The sequence below is a fragment of the Nocardioides caricicola genome, assembly GCF_039541135.1.
Classification (GTDB): domain Bacteria; phylum Actinomycetota; class Actinomycetes; order Propionibacteriales; family Nocardioidaceae; genus Nocardioides; species Nocardioides caricicola.
Genome location: NZ_BAABFQ010000006.1, coordinates 239,161 through 258,119 on the forward strand (window position 1 = coordinate 239,161; position 18,959 = coordinate 258,119).

General features: G+C 73.4%; 17 protein-coding genes and 1 pseudogene. 9 read left to right on the forward strand and 9 right to left on the reverse strand.

Features of this window, described 5'->3' with window-relative positions; translation table 11 throughout:
• Window positions 1-8: 8 nt before the first annotated feature.
• From ABD875_RS12490 to ABD875_RS12510, 5 genes and pseudogenes are all read right to left on the reverse strand, one after another.
• The gene (locus ABD875_RS12490; RefSeq protein WP_345177083.1) at window positions 9-1,037 is read right to left on the reverse strand and encodes a helix-turn-helix transcriptional regulator; all 1,029 of its coding nucleotides are present in this window, start codon (window positions 1,035-1,037) and stop codon (window positions 9-11) included.
• Between the two features lie 69 nt (window positions 1,038-1,106).
• Window positions 1,107-1,661: a TIGR03086 family metal-binding protein gene (locus tag ABD875_RS12495; protein WP_345177086.1), complete on the reverse strand. Its 555-nt coding sequence runs from the start codon at window positions 1,659-1,661 to the stop codon at window positions 1,107-1,109.
• A 5-nt stretch (window positions 1,662-1,666) separates the two neighbouring features.
• A pseudogene (locus tag ABD875_RS12500) lies at window positions 1,667-2,653 on the reverse strand (sigma-70 family RNA polymerase sigma factor); the annotation flags it as partial.
• A gap of 33 nt (window positions 2,654-2,686) precedes the next feature.
• Window positions 2,687-4,204 (reverse strand): glycerol-3-phosphate dehydrogenase/oxidase, encoded by a 1,518-nt coding sequence (locus tag ABD875_RS12505; RefSeq protein WP_345177090.1) that lies wholly within the window; start codon window positions 4,202-4,204, stop codon window positions 2,687-2,689.
• Window positions 4,201-4,791, reverse strand: coding sequence for a TetR/AcrR family transcriptional regulator (locus tag ABD875_RS12510; protein WP_345177094.1), 591 nt, complete (start codon window positions 4,789-4,791; stop codon window positions 4,201-4,203). The genes ABD875_RS12505 and ABD875_RS12510 overlap by 4 nt, the downstream gene beginning before the upstream one ends.
• 17 nt (window positions 4,792-4,808) lie before the next feature.
• On the opposite strand from ABD875_RS12510, the gene ABD875_RS12515 reads away from it, so the two are divergent.
• Both ABD875_RS12515 and ABD875_RS12520 read left to right on the forward strand, forming a co-directional pair.
• Entirely contained in the window at window positions 4,809-6,386 is a 1,578-nt protein-coding gene (locus ABD875_RS12515) for an FAD-binding oxidoreductase (RefSeq protein WP_345177099.1), read from the forward strand.
• A complete protein-coding gene (locus ABD875_RS12520; RefSeq protein ID WP_345177102.1) occupies window positions 6,383-7,291 on the forward strand; it encodes a diacylglycerol/lipid kinase family protein in 909 nt (302 codons plus the stop codon). Before ABD875_RS12515 ends, ABD875_RS12520 begins: the two co-directional genes overlap by 4 nt.
• An 82-nt stretch (window positions 7,292-7,373) precedes the next feature.
• Here ABD875_RS12520 and ABD875_RS12525 read toward each other — a convergent pair whose 3' ends face one another.
• Window positions 7,374-8,036: a pirin family protein gene (locus tag ABD875_RS12525; protein WP_345177106.1), complete on the reverse strand. Its 663-nt coding sequence runs from the start codon at window positions 8,034-8,036 to the stop codon at window positions 7,374-7,376.
• Window positions 8,037-8,052: 16 nt separating this feature from the next.
• Here ABD875_RS12525 and ABD875_RS12530 point away from each other — a divergent pair, with 16 nt between their 5' ends.
• Entirely contained in the window at window positions 8,053-9,414 is a 1,362-nt protein-coding gene (locus ABD875_RS12530; RefSeq protein WP_345177110.1) for a GH1 family beta-glucosidase, read from the forward strand.
• Here the strand turns inward: ABD875_RS12530 and ABD875_RS12535 are convergent.
• Window positions 9,398-10,726, reverse strand: coding sequence for a UDP-glucose dehydrogenase family protein (locus ABD875_RS12535; RefSeq protein ID WP_345177114.1), 1,329 nt, complete (start codon window positions 10,724-10,726; stop codon window positions 9,398-9,400). The two genes, ABD875_RS12530 and ABD875_RS12535, sit on opposite strands and share 17 nt — an antisense overlap.
• A 10-nt stretch (window positions 10,727-10,736) precedes the next feature.
• Window positions 10,737-11,873: a MalY/PatB family protein gene (locus tag ABD875_RS12540; protein ID WP_345177118.1), complete on the reverse strand. Its 1,137-nt coding sequence runs from the start codon at window positions 11,871-11,873 to the stop codon at window positions 10,737-10,739.
• Between the two features lie 40 nt (window positions 11,874-11,913).
• On the opposite strand from ABD875_RS12540, the gene ABD875_RS12545 reads away from it, so the two are divergent.
• Entirely contained in the window at window positions 11,914-13,311 is a 1,398-nt protein-coding gene (locus ABD875_RS12545; protein ID WP_345177121.1) for a CapA family protein, read from the forward strand.
• Here ABD875_RS12545 and ABD875_RS12550 read toward each other — a convergent pair.
• Complete coding sequence (locus tag ABD875_RS12550; protein WP_345177123.1) at window positions 13,286-14,308, reverse strand: M28 family metallopeptidase; 1,023 nt, start codon at window positions 14,306-14,308, stop codon at window positions 13,286-13,288. The genes ABD875_RS12545 and ABD875_RS12550 overlap by 26 nt on opposite strands.
• 168 nt (window positions 14,309-14,476) lie before the next feature.
• Here ABD875_RS12550 and ABD875_RS12555 point away from each other — a divergent pair, with 168 nt between their 5' ends.
• The 5 genes from ABD875_RS12555 to ABD875_RS12575 all read left to right on the forward strand — a co-directional run bounded on the left by ABD875_RS12555 (window position 14,477) and on the right by ABD875_RS12575 (window position 18,940).
• The gene (locus ABD875_RS12555) at window positions 14,477-15,370 is read left to right on the forward strand and encodes an ABC transporter substrate-binding protein (protein ID WP_345177127.1); all 894 of its coding nucleotides are present in this window, start codon (window positions 14,477-14,479) and stop codon (window positions 15,368-15,370) included.
• Window positions 15,367-16,215: an amino acid ABC transporter permease gene (locus ABD875_RS12560; RefSeq protein ID WP_345177129.1), complete on the forward strand. Its 849-nt coding sequence runs from the start codon at window positions 15,367-15,369 to the stop codon at window positions 16,213-16,215. Before ABD875_RS12555 ends, ABD875_RS12560 begins: the two co-directional genes overlap by 4 nt.
• The gene (locus tag ABD875_RS12565) at window positions 16,212-16,943 is read left to right on the forward strand and encodes an amino acid ABC transporter ATP-binding protein (protein WP_345177132.1); all 732 of its coding nucleotides are present in this window, start codon (window positions 16,212-16,214) and stop codon (window positions 16,941-16,943) included. Before ABD875_RS12560 ends, ABD875_RS12565 begins: the two co-directional genes overlap by 4 nt.
• Window positions 16,944-17,039: 96 nt before the next feature.
• The gene (locus tag ABD875_RS12570) at window positions 17,040-18,209 is read left to right on the forward strand and encodes a CaiB/BaiF CoA transferase family protein (RefSeq protein WP_345177136.1); all 1,170 of its coding nucleotides are present in this window, start codon (window positions 17,040-17,042) and stop codon (window positions 18,207-18,209) included.
• The gene (locus tag ABD875_RS12575) at window positions 18,206-18,940 is read left to right on the forward strand and encodes a glutamine amidotransferase (protein ID WP_345177139.1); all 735 of its coding nucleotides are present in this window, start codon (window positions 18,206-18,208) and stop codon (window positions 18,938-18,940) included. Before ABD875_RS12570 ends, ABD875_RS12575 begins: the two co-directional genes overlap by 4 nt.
• Window positions 18,941-18,959 lie beyond the last annotated feature (19 nt).

Sequence of the window (18,959 nt, forward strand, 5' to 3'; positions counted from 1 at the left end):
ACCGCAGTCTAGGAAGCGGCCGGGTCCGGCCGTGCTCCGGTCAACCCGAGGCTGCCGGCCAGCGCGGTGCGCGACCGGATCCCGAGCTTGCGGTAGACGTGCGAGAGGTGCCACTCCACGGCCTTGACCGTGACCACGAGCTGGCTGGCGATCTCGCGGTTGGTCATCCCCGCGGCGGCCAGCTGCGCGATGCGGCGCTCGGAGACCGTCAGCGCGGCCAGCACCTCGCCCGGCGCCGGCCGGGTCGGCGCGCCGAGCAGGTCGAGCAGCCGGCGGATCCGGCTGCGCAACGGCCACAGCTCCTCGCGTCCCGCATAGTCCTCGGCGCCCCGGAGCAGCGTCAGCGCCTCGCCCTGGTCGCCCGCGCCGCCGGTGAGCAGCAGCTGCCCGGCGAGGTCGGTCTCGATCTGGGCGGTCAGCCGGAGCGCAGGGAGGTCGACGACCACGGCGCGCGCCTCGCGCAGCAGCGCGATCCCGTCGCCGCGCGGGTCGACGGTCGCGAGCGCGCGCAGACCGAGTGCAACGGCGTACGGCGCCTGCGCGAGCCGGGCCGCGGCGAGGTGGGCGCGCGCGAGCGCGGCGCCCTCCGCCCGGCGGCCGAGGCGGACCTCGGCGAGCGCGGCGGCCGCCCGCCAGGGGAGCAGGTCGGGGTCGTCGTCGAGCAGGCCGGTGCGCACGAAGTGCCCGGCCGCGAGCTCGTCCTCGCCCGTGGCCGTCGCCAGCTCGCCACGCCCGAAGTGCGCCGTCGCACCAGCGGTGCCGGCGGCTTCCAGCAGCGGCAACAGCTGGTCGGCCCGGGCCATCGCGGCGGCCAGCTCGCCGCGCGCGAGCCGGCACTCGACGCTGGTCGCGAGCGCCAGGGCGAGGTCGGCGTCGTCGAGCTCGGAGCGCGACTCGAGGGCGCGCTCGAGGTCGTGGAGCGCGTCGGAGACCAGCCCCGCGCGGGCCCGCGCGTGCCCGCGCGCCACGAGCGCGCGGGGGTGGTGAAGGTCGTCCCGAGCCGATGCCTCGACGGTGACCGCCTGCGGCGTCAGCATGGGGCCAAGCCTAGGAACTGGCGGGGCTCCGGGTGAGCGGAATGCGCGGGAATCGCCCCGGTGGACCAGTCAGGTGCGGCCCAGGAAACCCAGCAACCGCTGGTCGTACGACGCGCCCGCGGGGACCGGCCGCGCGGGGGCGAACCGCACGCCCCGGTCGGCCGGGTCCACCAGCCAGGTCGCGACCTCGAGCAGGTCCGCGGCCAGCTCGGTGGGCACGGGCACGTCCCGCCCGGTCGCGCGGCCGACGTCCCAGCCGTGCACGGTGACCTCGAGCGCGGCGGTGCTGACCAGCAGTCTGGACTGCAGCTCGAGTCGGCCGGTCGCGGCCTCGAGCACGACGTCCCCGGGCGTGGGCCGGGTCCACGCGGTCACCAGCGCGATCGCCTTGGCCTGGATCGCCGGCACCGGCCCCGGCGCGCAGCCGGCGCAGCCCACTGCGACGCGGCCGCCGGCCGCCTCGGTGAACGCGTCGAGCGCGTCCTCCATGTGCGCGAGCAGGTTGCCGAGCGACCAGCGCGCGCACGGGGTGGGGCGGTCGAGCATGTCCGGCTGCACGCCGGCCAGCTGCCCGCAGGTGTAGGCGATGGCCCGGTCGAGCAGCCCGACGGAACCGTCGAGCATCGCGGTCACCGAGCGACCGGCGCCGGCGTGTAGTCGGCCGGCAGCGTTGCCGGCAGCCCGAAGGTCTCGAACAGGCGGAGGTCGAAGAACGCGGTCACGTGCCGCACCCGGTCGCCGTCGAGCTGAAGCACCTGCAGCTGGAACGGCGCGAAGTCGCCGGCGGGAGTGCGCATGTACAGCCCGTACGCCGGCTGCCCGTTGGCCTGGGTCGCGATCATCGGCATGTCGAGCGAGCCGCCCGGGCACTCGTGGCCGATCAGCCAGCCGATGTTCTGCGCGCCCTTGAACCAGCTCGTGAACGGCGGCATGTCCCAGGTCGCCTCGGCGGTCAGCAGCCCGACGATCGAGTCGATGTCCTTGCGCCAGAACGCGTCGACGTACCGTTCCAGCAGCTGTTGCTGCCCGACGGTGAGGTCGACCTCGACGCTGTCCTCGGTGAGCCCGCGGTCGGCCATCTGGGCGTGCGCGCGCTGAAGGGCGGAGTTCACCGCGGCGGTGGAGGTGTCGAGCGCCTCCGCCACCTCGGCCGCCGACCAGCGCAGCACGTCGCGCAGGATCAGCACCGCGCGCTGGCGCGCCGGCAGGTGCTGCAGGGCGGCGACGAACGCGAGCCGGATCGACTCCCGCTCGGCGACCACGACCGCGGCGTCCGGCACCGGCTCCAGCCAGGCGATCTCGTGGTCGAGCTCGAGCGCGTCGCCCGCCACCGCGTCCGGCGTGCCGATCCCGGCCGGCAGTGGCCGGCGCGGCCGGCCCTCGAGGTTGGTGAGGCAGACGTTCGTGGCGATCCGGTAGAGCCACGTCCGCACCGACGAGCGGCCCTCGAAGGCGCCCGCCGAGCGCCAGGCGCGCAGGAAGGTCTCCTGGACCAGGTCCTCCGCCTCGTGCACGGAGCCGGACATGCGGTAGCAGTGCGCGAGCAGCTCGCGGTGGTAGCGCTGCGTCAGCGTCGGGAAGTCGTCGAGCTCGGTCGTCGTCATGGGTGTCCTCCAGTCTGCCTGGGAGGTACGACCGGCGTCGACGCCTTAACTCATCGCGATCGCCAGGGCGCGTTCCGCGGCCGGGACCGCGAGCGCCCGGTCCGCGGGCACCAGCCCGACCCGGGTGCGCCGGTCCAGCAGGTCGTCGACGTCCGCGGCCCCCTCGTGGGTGACCCCGAACAGCAGCTCGGCGAGCGTCACCGGCACACCGTCGGCGACCGGCGCCAGCAGCTCCTCGTCGGGCAGCCCGCTGACCTCGCGCGCCGAGGCGAGGACGAGCGCCGCGTCCGTGCCGAAGCGGCGCACCAGCCGGGCCGGCTCCTCGAGCTCGGCGAGCACCTCGCGCGGCGCGGCGCCGAGCAGCGGGAGGTCGCGGGTGCGGCACGGGCCGGCGGCGAGCCCGGCGTGCGCGACGGCGGCGTCGACGGCGTCCTCGGCCATCCGGCGGTACGTCGTGAGCTTGCCGCCGACGACGGTCACCACGCCGGTCTCGCTGGTGAGGACCGCGTGCTTGCGCGACAGGTCGGCGGTCGCCCCCTCGTTGCTGCGCAGCAGCGGCCGCAGCCCGGCGTACGCGCCGACCACGTCGCTGCGGTGGAGCTGGTGGGAGAACGCCGCGGACACGACGTCGAGCAGGAAGCCGATCTCGGGCTCGGAGGGCTCGGGCACGTCGGGGATGTCACCGTCGACGGCCTCGTCGGTGAGGCCGACGTACAACGTGCCGTCCGGCTGGGGCAGCACCATGACGTACCGGTTGCTGGTGCCGGGGATCGGGCAGGCGACCGCGACCTGGAGGCCGGGGATGCTCTCCTGGCGGAGCACCAGGTGGGTGCCGCGGCTCGGGCGTAGGTCGACGCCGGGGACGAGGGAGCCGGCCCAGACGCCGGCGGCGTTGACGACGCTGCCGGTGCGCACCGTGTGGGTCGCGCCGGTCAGCTCGTCACGGAGCTCGACCTGGGTGCCGCTCGCCGACAGCACGCGGGCCCGGGTGCGCACGTGCGCGCCGAGCTCGGCGGCGGTGCGGGCGACGTTCGTGACCAGGCGGGCGTCGTCCTCGAGCTGGCCGTCCCAGCTGAGGTAGCCGCTCCGCAGCCCGCCACGGCGCAGCGCCGGCGCGAGCTGGAGGATCTCCGCCGCGGAGAGCCGGCGCGGGCGGGGGAGCACGCCGGACGACGTGCGCGCGCTGCGCTTGAGCAGGTCGCCGGCCACCATGCCGTAGCCGGTGATCGCGGACTGCAGGCGCCCCGACGTCTGCGGCAGCAGCATCGGCATCGCGTGGGTGAGGTGCGGCGCGGTGCGCTCCATGATGATGCCGCGCTCGACCGCGCTCTCGTGGGCGACGTCGAACTGGAACTTGGCGAGGTAGCGCAGGCCGCCGTGCACGAGCTTCGAGGACCAGCGCGACGTGCCGAACGCGAGGTCGTGGGCGTCGACGGCGAGCACGGACAGGCCGCGGCTGACGGCGTCGAGCGCCACGCCGGTACCGGTGATGCCCAGCCCGATGACGAGGAGGTCGACCGCCTCGGGCGCGCCCACCAGGCCGGGGGTGATCCGCGTGCTCATGGCTGGATGCTCCGCGTCAGGGCGAGCCGGAGCTCGGCGTCGAGCTCGTCGAGGGACACCTCGTCGTCGACCATCGTGTGCGCGGACAGCACGAACCCGTGGGCGGCGAGCAGCATCGCGCGCGCCATCGCGACCGGGTTGCCGGGCCGGGCGGCGCCGGCCTCCTGGGCGTCGCGCAGTGCGGCGACGGTCAGCTCGAGGATCCCGTCCTGCGAGCGGCCGCGGCGGGAGAAGAGGTAGGGGAGGATCAGCTCGGGGTCGAGGTCCACGATGCGCACGAACAGCTCGTTCTCGCGCAGCCGCTGCACGACGGCGACGATGTCGCCCACCAACCGCTCGGCGGTCGGGGCGTCCTTGTCCTCCTCGGCCAGCGCGTCGGCGACGACGCCGCCCCACTCGCGGGTCATCAGGTCGCCGAGCAGCTGGGGCATGTCGGCCCAGGTGCGGTAGATCGTCATCCGCGAGACCCCTGCGCGACGGGCGACCTCGGTCAGGGTCGTGCGCCGCCAGCCGACGTCGAGGATGCAGTCGCGCGCGGCGTCGAGGTACGCGTCGCGGGGCTCACTGTTGTGACGAAGTGACGTCATATGTCACAGTGTAACGCATGACCTCGCAGCCGACCGAGATGCATCCGTCCCGTTGGGGCGACCCCGCGCGCGCCACCGCGCTGCCCGCCGAGGCCCGCGGCCTGGTGGAGATGGTGTTCGGGGCCGACGACCGGCCCGCCGTCACCGACCCGCCGCTCGCGCCGCCCACGATCGACACCGCCGTGCTCACCCGGCTGGCCGACCTCCTCGGGGCCGAGAACGTCCGCACCGACGACGACACTCGCCGGCTGCGCACCCGCGGCAAGTCGACGCCGGACCTCCTCCGCGCCCGCGCCGGCGACCTGACCGACGCGCCCGACGCCGTCGTACGCCCCGCCTCGCACGAGGAGGTCGCCGCGGTCCTCGACCTCGCCGCCGAGCACCGGCTCGCGGTCGTCCCCTTCGGCGGCGGTACGTCGGTGACCGGCGGCCTGGTCGCGCGCCGCGACGGCCTCGCCGGCGTGCTGAGCCTCGACCTGGTGCGGATGAAGCGGCTGATCGCGGTCGACCACGTGTCGATGACCGCGACCCTCGAGCCCGGCCTGCGCGGACCCGAGGCCGAGGCGCTGCTCGCGGCCGAGGGCCTGACCCTGGGCCACTACCCGCAGTCGTTCGAGTTCGCCTCCATCGGCGGCTTCGCCGCGACCCGCTCCAGCGGCCAGTCCAGCGCCGGGTTCGGTCGGTTCGACGCGCTCGTCGTGGGCCTGAGCGTCGCGACGCCACGCGGCCGGGTCGACCTCGGCAGCGCGCCGGCGAACGCCGCCGGGCCCGACCTGCGCCAGCTGTTCCTGGGATCCGAGGGCACCCTCGGTGTGATCACCGCGGTCACCGTGCGGGTGCGCCCGCTCGCCGAGACGAAGGTCTACGAGGGCTGGCGCTGGCCGTCGTTCGTCGACGGCGCCGCCGCGATGCGCACGCTCGCCCAGGCCGGCCTGCTGCCGACCGTGCTCCGGCTCTCCGACGAGGCGGAGTCCGCCCTGAACCTCGCCGACCCCGGCGCCATCGGCGGTGAGGCGGCGACCGGCTGCCTGATGATCACCGGCTACGAGGGGTCGCCCGCGGCCGTGGAGGCCAAGCGGGCGGCCGTCACCGCGCTGCTGACCAGCCTCGGCGGCAGCCCGGCCGGCGAGCAGCCCGGCGAGAAGTGGGTGCACGGCCGCTTCGACGCGCCGTACCTCCGCGACTCCATGCTGGACGCCGGCGTGCTCGTCGAGACGCTCGAGACCGCGACGTTCTGGTCGAACGTCGACGCGCTCTACAGCGGAGTCAAGACAGCGCTAGAGAGCACTCTCGGCCAGCCGTCGCTCGTGCTCTGCCACATCTCGCACGTCTACGAGACCGGGTGCTCGCTGTACTTCACCGTGGCCGCGAAGGAGACCGACGACCCGCTGGCGCAGTGGCAGGTCGCGAAGGCCGCCGCGTGCGACGCGATCGTGGACGCCGGCGCGACGATCACCCACCACCACGCCGTCGGCACCGACCACAAGCCATGGCTGGCCGCCGAGATCGGCCCGGTCGGCGTCTCCGTGCTGCGCGCGGTCAAGGCCGACCTCGACCCGGCCGGCATCCTCAACCCGGGGGTGCTGATCCCGTGACCCGCTCCTACACGTTCCTGGTCAACCCGCAGTCCGGCGGCGGCGCCGCGCCCGGCGCGGTCGTCCCGGTCGCCCGGGTGCTCCGCGAGGCCGGCGCGACCGTCGACGTGACCTACTCGCCCGGCCCGCAGGCGATGGCCGCGCTGGTCGACGAGGCGGTCGGTCGCGGCGACGTCGTCGTCTCGGTCGGCGGCGACGGGATGCTGTCGTCGCTCGCCGGGCTCGTCTCGGCCGCCGGCGGCACCCTCGGGGTGGTCCCCGCCGGCCGCGGCAACGACTTCGCGCGGATGCTCGGCATCCCCGACGACGCCGAGGCCCAGGCCCGGCTGCTGCTCGACGGCGCCGTCCGCCGCATCGACCTGATCGCGGCCACCGGCCTGGGCGCCGGCCGGCGTGTGATCGCCGGGTCGGTCTACTCCGGCGTCGACGCCCGGGCCGCCGAGATCGTCGACAAGGCGCACTGGCTGCCGCGCAAGCTGCAGTACCCGTACGCCGCGCTGCGCTCGATCGCGACGTACCAGCCGGGCCGCTACGTCGTCGCGGTCGACGGCATCGAGCACACCTACGAGGCGGCCACGGTCGTGGTCGCGAACTCGGCGTACTACGGCAAGGGCATGAAGATCGCCCCGCCCGCCACGCTCGAGGACGGGCTGCTCGACGTGGTCGTGATCGAGGCCGCCTCCCGGCTCGCGCTGATGCGCTCGCTGCCGCAGGTGTACGACGGCGGCCACGTGGCCCTGCCCGAGGTGACCCTGCTGTCCGGCAAGGTGATCGAGCTGCGCGGCACCGCCCGCGGCGGCATCTCGGTCGGCGGCGACGGCGAGCCCCTCGGCACCCTGCCGGCGCTCGACGCCACCCCCGCCACCGTCGAGGTCGTCCCCAGCGCCCTCTCCGTCATCGCCTGAAACGTTGAATCGGGACTTCTGACCACTTGAATAGGGAGTTCCGGTCAGACGGTCAACCGGAGGACAGCGCCGCCTGACCACATCAGGCGAACGCCCAGACCAGCAGCTCGGTCGGCACCGCGGCGGTGACCTCGAGACCGGGGTGGCCGGTGATCCGGAACGCGTCGCCGTCGGAGAGCGGCTCGGCGAGCGAGGAGCGCCGCAGCGCGCCGCCGGCGACGTACACGTGCTGGAGCGGCTCGTCGGGGAGCACGACGGTGTCCCCGGGGCCGAGCCGGGCGACGAGGAAGCGCGCGGAGCCGACGGTGGTCGCGAGCGTGAGCTCGCCGGGGACGAGGTCCACCGGCGTCACCGAGTACGACGGCTCCGCGCCGAGCTCGTCGGGGACGAGCCACGCCTGGACGAAGCGGGCCGGTCCCTCGGGTCCGGCGATCTCGGAGTGGGTCACGCCGGAGCCGGCGGAGAGGACCTGCACCTCGCCGGGCCGCACGACCGCGGAGTGACCGAAGGAGTCGGTGTGGTGCAGCGAGCCGGACAGCACCCACGTGACGATGTCGAGGTCTCGGTGCGGGTGCTCGTCGAAGCCGACCCCGCTCGCCAGGTGGTGGTCGTCGTGGCACACCAGCGGGCCGAAGCGGACGTTCTCGGGGTCGTACTGGTCGCCGAACGAGAACGAGTGCCGGGTGAAATATCCCCGGGTACGGGTGAGGTGGCGCTCGGTTCCCCGGCGGATCTCGGTCGTCACCTGCATCATTGTGCCCGTGCCAGACCCCCACTCTGACCAGTCCCTCCCACAGCTCCCGCCCGGCTTCCGCTTCGGGACGAGCACGGCGTCGTACCAGATCGAGGGAGCCGCCGCCGAGGACGGCAAGGGCCCCAGCATCTGGGACACCTTCACCGCCCAGGAGGGCCGGATCCACAACGGCGACACCGGCGACGTGGCGTGCGACCACTACCACCGGTACGTCGAGGACGTCGCGCTGATGAAGCGCCTCGGCGTGGGGGGCTACCGCTTCTCGTTCGCCTGGCCGCGGATCCAGCCGACCGGCTCCGGCCCGGCCAACGCCGCCGGCCTCGACTTCTACGACCGGCTCATCGACGAGCTGCTCGCGAACGACGTGCAGCCGATGGCGACGCTGTACCACTGGGACCTGCCGCAGGCGCTCGAGGACGACGGCGGCTGGCTGAACCGCGCGACCGCCGACCGGTTCGCGGACTACGCCGCGATCCTCGGCGAGAAGTTCGCCGACCGGGTCGAGCACTGGATCCCCGTCAACGAGCCGAACGTCGTGATGATGATGGGCTACGCGATCGGCATGCACGCGCCAGGCAAGACGCTGATGTTCGACGCGATGCCGGCGGCGCACCACCTGCTGCTCGGCCACGGCCGGGCCGCGATCGCGCTGCGCGATGCCGGCGCGAGCAGCATCGGCTGCGCCAACAACCACGCCCCGATGTGGCCGGCTTCCGACGACGAGGCCGACGTCGGCGCGACCAAGCTGTTCGACGCGCTCTGGAACGGCATGTTCATGGAGCCGATGCTGCTCGGGCGCTACCCCACCGACCTCCAGCCGCTGCTCGAGGAGATCGTCGAGGACGGCGACCTGGCGCTGATCCGCCAGCCCCTCGACTTCTACGGCGTCAACTACTACAACCCGTTCCGCATCGGGGCCGCGGCCGAGGACGCCGAGATGCCGTTCGAGTTCCGCGAGCTGCTCGGCTACCCGACCACCGACTTCGGCTGGCCGGTCGTCCCGGACGCGCTGCGCGAGATGCTGATCACGATGCGTGCCCGCTACCGGGCCGCGCTGCCGCCGATCCACATCACCGAGTCCGGCTGCGCCTACAACATGGGTCCGGACGAGAACGGCGTGGTCGACGACCAGGCCCGGATCGACTACCACGACGCCCACCTGCGTGCGGTGGCCACGGCCTGCCAGCGCGGTGTCGACGTGCGCGGCTACTACGCGTGGTCTCTCATGGATAACTTCGAGTGGTCCGAGGGCTACTCCCAGCGCTTCGGCCTCGTGCACGTCGACTACGAGACCCAGGTGCGCACGCCGAAGCGGTCGTTCCACTGGCTCGCCGACGTCATCGGGGCGCAGATCAACTCGCTGGGCTGAGGCTGAGGCTGCGGCGAGAGCCGCGCCCGAGCGCCCGCGTCGCCCACCCCGCCGCCCGCCAGGCGTCGAGGTCGAGCCGGTTGCGGCCGTCGAGGACCTGCTTGCGGCGTACGACGTCACCCAGCGCGACCGGGTCGACCTCCCGGAACTCCGGCCACTCGGTGAGGTGCAGCAGCAGGTCGGCGTCCCGGGCCGCGGCGAGCGCGGACTCGGCGTAGTCCAGCGTCGGGAACTTCGCGAGCGCGGTCTCGTTGGCCTTCGGGTCGAAGACGGAGACCTGAGCGCCGTGCAGGTGCAGCTGACCCGCGATCGACAGGGCCGGCGAGTCGCGGACGTCGTCGCTGTGCGGCTTGAACGCCGCGCCCCACACCGCGACCCGTGCGCGGGCGACGTTGCCGCCGAGCATCGCGGTGGCGATCTGCACGACGCGGGTGCGCTGGCGCAGGTTGATGTCGTCGACCTGGCGGAGGAACGACATCGTGTCCTCGACGCCGAGCTCGCCGGCCCGGCTCAGGAACCCGCGGATGTCCTTGGGCAGGCAGCCGCCGCCGAACCCCACGCCCGCGTTGAGGAACTTCCGCCCGATCCGGTCGTCGTGGCCGATGGCGTCGGCGAGGTGGACGACGTCGGCGCCGGCCGCCTCGCACACCTCCGCGATGGCGTTGATGAACGAGATCTTCGTGGCCAGGAACGCGTTCGCCGAGACCTTCACCAGCTCGGCGGTCGCGAAGTCCGTGACCACGACCGGGGTGCCGGTCCCGATCACCGCGGCGTAGAACTCACGCAGCCGGGCCTCGGCGTGCTCGGAGGCGACGCCGAACACCAGCCGGTCCGGCTGGAGGGTGTCGCGGACGGCGAAGCCCTCACGGAGGAACTCCGGGTTCCACGCGAGCTCGGCGCCGTCGCCGAGCCGCGCGGCCAGGCGGGCGGCGGTGCCGACCGGGACCGTCGACTTCCCGACGACCAGCGCGCCCTCGGTGAGGTACGGCGCGAGCGAGTCGATCGCGGCGTCGACGTGCTGCACGTCGGCCCCCAGACCGTCGCGGCGCTGCGGCGTGCCCACGCAGACGAAGTGGATCGAGCCGAAGCCGCCGGCCTCCTCGTAGGAGTCGGTGAACCGGAGCCGCCCGGAGCCGACGTGCTCGGCCAGCAGGTCCTCGAGCTCCGGCTCGTAGAACGGGACCTTGCCCGCGGCGAGCGACTCGCGCTTCGCGGTGTCGATCTCGACGCCGAGGACGTCGTACCCGAGCTCGGCCATGCACGCAGCGTGGGTCGCGCCGAGGTAACCGCAACCGATGACCGTGACTCGCACACGGGCGAACCTAGGGAGCCGAGGTTGCCACCGCGGTGGCCAGCCGATGAACGATCGACTCCAATCGCTCGGGGCTCGTGGCCAGGTTGACGCGCACGTGCCCCTCCAGGCCGGGCTGGTAGTCCGAGCCCGGCCCGAGCCGCACCCCGTGCTCGAGCGCCACCCCGGCCGGGTCGGCGATGCCGTACGTCCGCAGGTCCAGCCAGGCGAGGTACGTCGCCTCCAGGGGGCGCATCCGCGCGTCCGGCAGGTGCGTGGCCAGGAGGTCGGTGAGCCGCGACCGCTGGTCGTCGAACCGGTCGACGAGGGCGGCCAGCCAGTCGTCGCAGTCGGTCCACGCGGCGACGCCCGCGATCATCCCGAACACCGACCAGGCGTTCTGCGCCGGGATCGGCGCGGCCAGGAGGCGCGCGCGGTCCTCGGGGTCGAGCACGACCAGCTGCGCGCCGTGCACGCCGGGGATGTTGAACGACTTCGACGCGCTGGTGACCACGACCGCGCGCTCGTCGACGGTGAGGTACGGCGTGAACGTCGCGCCCGGCAGCGTCAGCGGCGCGTGGATCTCGTCGGAGACCACCCGGACGTCGTACCGCCGCGCGAGGTCGGCGAGCGCGGTGAGCTCCTCGCGCGTCCAGCACCGGCCGAGCGGGTTGTGCGGGCTGCAGAGCAGGAAGGTCCGGGCGCCCGCGGCGAACGCCTGCTCGACCTCGGCGAGGTCCATGGTCGCGGTCTCGGCGTCGGGGTCGAGCGGGACCGGCACGAGCTCACGGCCGGTGATCGCGACCGCGTCGCGAAACGGCGGGTAGCAGGGGGTCGGCACCACGACCGGGCCGGGCGGGCACACCAGCTCGAGCGCCAGCCGGATCCCGGCCATCACCGAGCCGGTCGGCACCGTCGCGTCGGCCGGGACCGGCCAGCCCCAGTGCCGCTCGGCGAAGCCGGAGAAAGCCGCACCCAGGCCGGCGTCGCCGAACGCCGGGTAGCCCGCGGTGCCGCGACGTACGGCGGCGACGAGCGCCTCCTCGATCGGCTCGGCCGGCCGGTAGTCCATCTCGGCGACCCACGCGGGGATCACGCCGGGCGCCACCGCCCCCCACTTCAGCGGCAGCGCCGCCCGGGCCTGGTCGTCGGTGAGGTCGCGGATCACCCGGCCATTGAACTAGAGAACCCGGGCTACGGTGGTCCGCATGCGCGCGGTCGCGGTGCTCCTGGTGGTGCTGCTGCTCGCCGCCTGCACGCCGGACGAGGACGAGGACACGGCGTACGCGCCGTCCCCGTCGCCGGCGGACTCCGCGACGCAGTCGACTGCGCCGACGCCGCCGGGGTGGCAGACCCAGCAGCCGTCCGCGGTGCTGACCAAGCGGCCGCTGGTGCTCGCGACGAACCCGCGCCGCGGCCCGATCGACCTCCCCGAGACCGTCGCCCGCTGGGTGATCGACGGGACCATCACGAACTGGCGGGACCTCGGCCAGCCGGCGGCGCCGCTGCGCGTCGTCGACCGCGGTCCGGTGCGGAACCTGCCGATGAACACGGTCGCGGTGGCCGCCGCCCACGGCGTCGGACCCGGCGTCCGGGTCGTGACGGTGGACGGGTTCGACCCGCTGCGCGAGCCGGACCGGTACCCGATCCAGGTGCAGGGTCCGTCGCACGACCAGGTCACCACCGTGACGATCGTCGGGGACATCATGCTCGGCCGCGAGGTCGGCGGCGGCGCCGCCCTGAGACCGATGGCGCGGCGGCTCGCCTCCGCCGACATCACCGTCGGCAACCTCGAGAGCACCCTGTCGGACGCGGGCGCGCCGACCCAGGACGACGCCTTCCACGCGGACCCGGCGGTGCGCGAGGACCTCTGGCGCGCCGGGTTCGACGCGCTGAGCCTCGCGAACAACCACGTCGGGGACTACGGCGACGCCGCCCTGGTGGAGACCGTGCAGCTGGTGCGCAACATGGGCTTCAAGACGTTCGGCGCGGGGCGCGACCTGGCGGCGGCGCGCCGGCCCGCGGTGATCGACCAGCTGGGCCTGACGTTCGGCTTCCTCGGCTTCAACGCGATCGGCGAGACCCCGGAGGCGGCGCCGGGCCAGCCGGGAGCCCTCTCCGTGAGCATGCCGCCGCGGACCGGCCCGCTCGACCGGGGCGAGCTCCGGCGGGTCCTCGGCGACGTACGGCGCCTCGCGAAGCGCGTGGACGTCGTCGTCGTGATGCCGCACTGGGGCACGCAGTACACGAACCGCCCCGAGCCGGTGCAGGTCGACGTCGCGCGCCGCCTGGCGGCTGCGGGCGCCGACCTGGTGGTCGGCGGCCACCCGCACTGGGTGCAGGGTGCGTCCCTCGTCGGTGGCACGCTGGTGGTGAACTCGCTCGGCAACTTCGTCTTCGACATGGACGACGAGTCGCTGTTCGGCGAGCAGGCCATGGAGGGCCTCGTGCTCGAGGCGACGTTCTGGGGTGACCGGTTGATGGCGGCCGACTTCGTGCCGTACCGGATGGGCGAGGACTTCGCCCCGCGCGTGGTCGCGCGTGCCGAGGCGACCCGGGTCTACGACGACTTCTGGGAGTTCAGCGGCCTCGGAGCCACGCGGTGAGCAGCCGGCCGACCCGGTCGAGCTGCTCGGGGTCCACGACCGAGGGGACGTCCCCGGCGGAGTGGTAGCCGGCGTACGGCGTGCTGCCGGCCCGCGCGGCCGGGATCCCCACGTCGGCGAACGACTCGTGGTCGCTCGCGCTGTCAACGCCGACCGTGACCGGGATGCGCAGGCGCCGCGCCAGCCGGGCGAGCTCGTCGCGCACGCCGGTCGGGGTGCCCTCCACCGACGCCAGCGGCACCCGGTCGCCGACCCCCACCCGGTCGAGCGACACCATCGCGGTCACGTTGCCGGGGTCCGCGGCGTACCGCTTCGAGCCGAAGTGGTGCAGCTCCCCGGTCCCGACCGGCTCCTCGCCGCCGAACAGCACCAGCACCACCCGCGGCTGGCCCGCGAGGATCCGCGCCAGCTCCATCACGACCGCGACGCCGGACGCATTGTCCTCCGCACCGGGCGCGACGGCGACGGTGTCGAGGTGCGCGCCGACCACGACGTGGCGCCGGCCGGGGTCGAAGCCGGGCGGCTCCGCGATCACGTTGAGGGACCGGCCCGCCTCGACCGGCACGCCCCACGAGTCGCCGGCCGGCACGGCGAAGCGCTGCAGCCGGACGTCGTACCCCGCCGTGGCGAGGAGCGGCGTCGCCCAGTCGACCGCAGCGAGGAACGCCGGTCCGGTCGCCAGCCGCGGCCCGATGTCGCCGGCCAGGTGGCGGACCGTCCGCATCGCGCGGGTCGCGTCGAACGCCGCGGTCGGCTCGGGCGTCGGGGTCGACGTGGGGGTGGGCGTCGGCTCGGCCGTTGACGAGGTCGCGGGCGAGGTCGCGGGCGGGGTGGTGACCGACGGAGGCCGGGTGTCGGTCAGCGGCGTGTCCGAGCACGCCGTCACGAGGAGGAGCACCGCGACGGACGAGAGCCGGCGGGCCGCGGTCGCGGCCACGCGGCGCTGCCTGACCGGCTGCGCGATCGGCGAGGTCCTGGGCATGGTGCTGGCCAGCATCGCACTGGCCGTCGGGCTGACCTTCACCTCTGTGAAACGCGCGGGGCGACCGCGGGTTCGCCCGACGGCCCGTCGTGGGCGCACGACCAGACGTGGCCGTGGTCACGCCGTCGTCCACAAATGCCCGAACGTGCGCACCATCCCTGAGCGTGGTCCTACGCTTCTGCCATGCGTGTACGTCGTGCCCTCGCCGCTGCTGCCGTCCTGCCTCTCGCCCTCGCCGCCGCCGCGTGCGCTCCGGAGGACGACTCGGACGGCACGACCGCGTCCGACCCTGCCGCGTCGACGTCCGAGTCGGGCGACGCGGACGCCTGCGCGACCGAGTCGCTGCCGGTGCGGACCGCGGGCCAGCTGACCGTGGGCACGGACTCGCCGGCGTACGAGCCGTGGTTCGTCGACAACGACCCGAGCAACGGCAAGGGCTTCGAGTCGGCGGTGGCGTACGCCGTCGCCGAGCAGCTCGGCTTCTCGGCCGACCAGGTCGAGTGGGTGAAGGTGCCGTTCAACAAGTCCTACGCGCCGGGCCCGAAGGACTTCGACTTCGACATCAACCAGATCTCGATCAACGCCGAGCGCGCGGAGGCCGTCGACTTCTCCGACGGCTACTACGCCGCCTCGCAGGCCGTGATCGCGCTCAAGGGCACGCCGGGAGCCGAGGCGACCAGTCTCGACGACCTGAAGGGCCTGCGCCTCGGCGCCCAGACCGGCACCACGTCGCTCACCGCGATCCGTGAGGTGATCCAGCCCGAGCAGGACCCGGCCGTCTACGAGGACACCAACGTCGCCAAGGCCGCCCTGCAGAACGACCAGGTCGACGCGATCCTGGCCGACCTGCCGACCGCGTTCTACATCTCGGCGGTGGAGATCCCGAACAGCACGATCATCGGGCAGTTCCAGCCCGACACCGGCGAGCAGGAGGAGTTCGGGATGCTCTTCGAGAAGGGCAGCGCGCTCGTCCCATGCGTGAACGAGGCGCTCGCGGCCCTCGAGGAGGACGGCACGCTCGACCAGCTCGAGCAGCAGTGGCTCTCCGAGACCGTGGGCGTGCCCGAGCTCCAGTGAGCGAGTGGTCACCCAGCCAGCACGAGCTCGACCGCCAACGGGTCCGTAGCCGGCTCCAGCTGCGGTCGGCGCTGATCGCGACGGCGATGACCGTCCTGGCCTTCGTCGCCCTCGGCGTCCTGGTCACCGGCTCGCCGGGCTGGCCCAACGTCAAGGCCTACTTCTTCAGCTGGCCGGACGCCCGGGAGTCGTTCCCGGCGATCCGGGACGCGATCTGGCTGAACATCAAGATGTTCCTGATCGCCGAGGTCTTCATCCTGATCTTCGCGATGCTGATCGCGATGGCGCGGGTGAGCCGGTCGCCGTGGCTGATGCCGCTGCGGGTGGTGGCCGTGGTCTACACCGACGTGGTCCGGGGCATCCCGACCATCCTGCTGGTGTACCTGTTCGCGTTCGGCATGCCGGCGCTGGAGCTCCAGGGCATGCCGGACAGCCCGTTCTTCTGGGCCACGGCGGCGCTGATCGTCTCGTACAGCGCCTACGTCGCCGAGGTGTTCCGCTCCGGCATCGAGTCGGTGCACCCCTCGCAGTGGGCCAGCGCGCAGGCGCTCGGCCTGACCCGCGGCCAGACGCTGCGGCACGTGATCGTCCCCCAGGCGGTGCGCCGCGTCGTACCGCCCCTGCTCAACGACTTCGTCTCGCTGCAGAAGGACACCGCGCTCGCGTCGGCGGCCGGGGTCTTCGAGGCGGTCGCGACCGCGCGGGACTACACGCTCTACAACTTCAACTTCACGCCGTACCTCGTCGTCGCCGGCTTCTTCATCGTGATGACGGTCCCGCTGGCGCGGCTGTGCGACTGGCTGACCGCGCGGATGCGCCGGCGTGAGCTGGCGGGTGCCCTGTGAGCGCGCTGCTGACCGTCGAGGGGCTGCGGAAGTTGTACGGCGACAAGGTCGTCCTGGACGACGTCTCGCTGAGTGTCGCGCCGCACGACGTCATCTGCCTGATCGGCTCGTCCGGGTCGGGCAAGTCCACGCTGCTGCGCTGCCTGAACCTGCTCGAGGACATCGACGACGGCGTGATCACCTTCGAGGGCCGCGAGATCTCGGATCCCCGCGTCGACGCGCGCGCCGTCCGGTCGCGACTGGGGATGGTGTTCCAGGCCTACAACCTGTTCCCGCACCTGACCGTGCTCGAGAACTGCACGCTCGCCCCGCGCAAGGTCCACGGCGTACGCCGCGCCGAGGCGGAGGCCCGGGCGCTGGAGATGCTGGAGCGCTTCGGCCTGGCCGACCAGGCGACCAAGCACCCGGACCGGCTCTCCGGCGGCCAGCAGCAGCGCGCCGCCCTGGTCCGCGCTCTCTGCACCCACCCCACGCTGCTGCTCCTCGACGAGATCACCGCCGCGCTCGACCCCGAGCTGGTCGGCGAGGTGCTGGAGATCGTCCGCGCGGAGGCCGCCGCCGGGATGACCATGGTGATCGCCACCCACGAGATGGCCTTCGCCCGCGACGTCGCCACCTCGGTCTGCTTCCTGCACGAGGGCCGCATCCTGGAGCAGGGCCCGCCCACGCAGATCTTCACCGACCCCCGGGAGGAGCGGACCCGGCAGTTCCTGGCGCGGGTGCTCTGATCGGCCGGGCCGCACCTCCAGTCCACCCCGGATCCACCGACCGAGACGTCGGTCATCCACAGGGACCGTGACAGCACTTCTGTCATGATGCGAGGCATGACGTACGAGCTGGGGCAGGGGACCGGGCCGCTCAAGGGCGTGAAGGTCGTCGAGATCGCGGGCATCGGGCCGGGTCCGCACGCGTGCATGATCCTGGCCGACCTCGGGGCGGACGTGATCCGCGTCGAGCGGCCGGGCGGGCAGGCACTGGCGGGCGGGGGAGCGCACATGCTGCTCAACCGCGGCCGGCCGAGCGTGGCGCTGGACCTGAAGAACCCCGACGCCGTCGAGACCGTGCTGAAGCTGGTCGAGGACGCCGACGTGCTCGTCGAGGGCATGCGCCCCGGTGTCGCCGAGCGGCTCGGGTTCGGGCCCGACGCCTGCCACGCCCGCAACGAGCGGCTGGTCTACGGCCGGATGACCGGGTGGGGCCAGGACGGCCCGTTCGCGCAGGCGGCCGGTCACGACATGAACTACATCGCGATCACCGGCGCGCTGCACGGCCTCGGCCAGGACCCGAGCCGGCCGCACTTCCCGGCCAACCTGGTCGGTGACTTCGGCGGCGGGTCGACGTACCTCGTCATCGGCGTCCTGGCGGCGCTCCTGGAGGCCCGGGTCAGCGGCCGAGGCCAGGTCGTCGACGCGGCGATCGTCGACGGCACCGCCCACCTCAACACGATGACCGCGGCGTTCCTCGCCTCCGGCGGGTTCAAGGAGCAGCGCGCGGCCAACCTGCTCGACGGCGGGGTGCCGTACTACGACATCTACGAGACCTCCGACGGCAAGCACATGAGCGTCGGCGCGCTCGAGCCGCAGTTCTACGACGCGTTCGTCGAGCTGCTCGGCATCAAGGACACCGCGCCGGACCGGTACGACGCCGACCAGGCCGACGCGCTGCGCAAGCTCATCACCGAGACGTTCCTGCAGAAGACGCAGGCCGAGTGGGTCGAGGTCTTCGAGGGCACCGACGCCTGCGTCGCCGGGATCATTCCCCTGACCGAGGCCGCGGAGCACCCGCACATGAAGGCGCGCGGCACGCTCGTCCACCACGACGGGTTCATCCAGCCCGCACCGGCGCCGCGCTTCTCGCGCACGGAGGCCACCATCGGCCGCACCGCCGAGAGCGCCGGGGACAGCACCCGCGAGGCGTTGGCCGCCTGGGGCATCGGCGACGTCGACGCGCTCATCGAGTCGGGCGCCGCCGTCCAAGCCACCCAGGACACATGAAGCCGTTCCTCTTCCTCGGCACCCGAGCCGAGGACGACGTCGCCGACAGCGAGTACGCCGCGGTCCTGCGCTGCGCCGGCCTCGACGAGCGCGACGTCCGACGCGTCCGGCTCGAGCGCGACCCGCTCGGTCCGGTCGACCTCGACGACTGGTCCGGGATCATCCTCGGCGGCGGGCCGTTCAACTCCAGCGACCCCGAGGACCTCAAGTCCGCGGCGCAGAAGCGCGCCGAGGCCGAGCTGCGCGAGCTCGCGGAGCGCGTGGTCGCGGCCGACTTCCCGTTCCTCGGCGCCTGCTACGGCATCGGCGTGCTCGGCGGGCTCCGCGGTGGCGTCGTCGACCGGACGTACGGCGAGCCGATCGGCGCGCTGGAGATCACGCTGACCGAGGACGGTCGCCGCGACCCGATCCTCGGCGCGCTCCCGGAGCGTTTCGACGCGTTCCTGGGCCACAAGGAGGCCGTCAGCCGGCTCCCCGCGGGTGCGGTCCGGCTGGCCGGCAGCGTCACCTGCCCGGTGCAGGCGTTCCGGATCGGCAGCAACGTCTACGCCACCCAGTTCCACCCTGAGCTCGACGTGGAAGGGCTCTGCCTGCGCATCGACGTCTACCGCCACCACGGCTACTTCGACCCGCCCGAGCTGGCCGAGCAGATCCAGGCGATGGCCCGCACGAAACAGGTCGAGCACCCCCAGCGGATCATCGAGGGGTTCGTCCGACGGTTCTCTAATTGACAGATATTCAGTAAGGTCG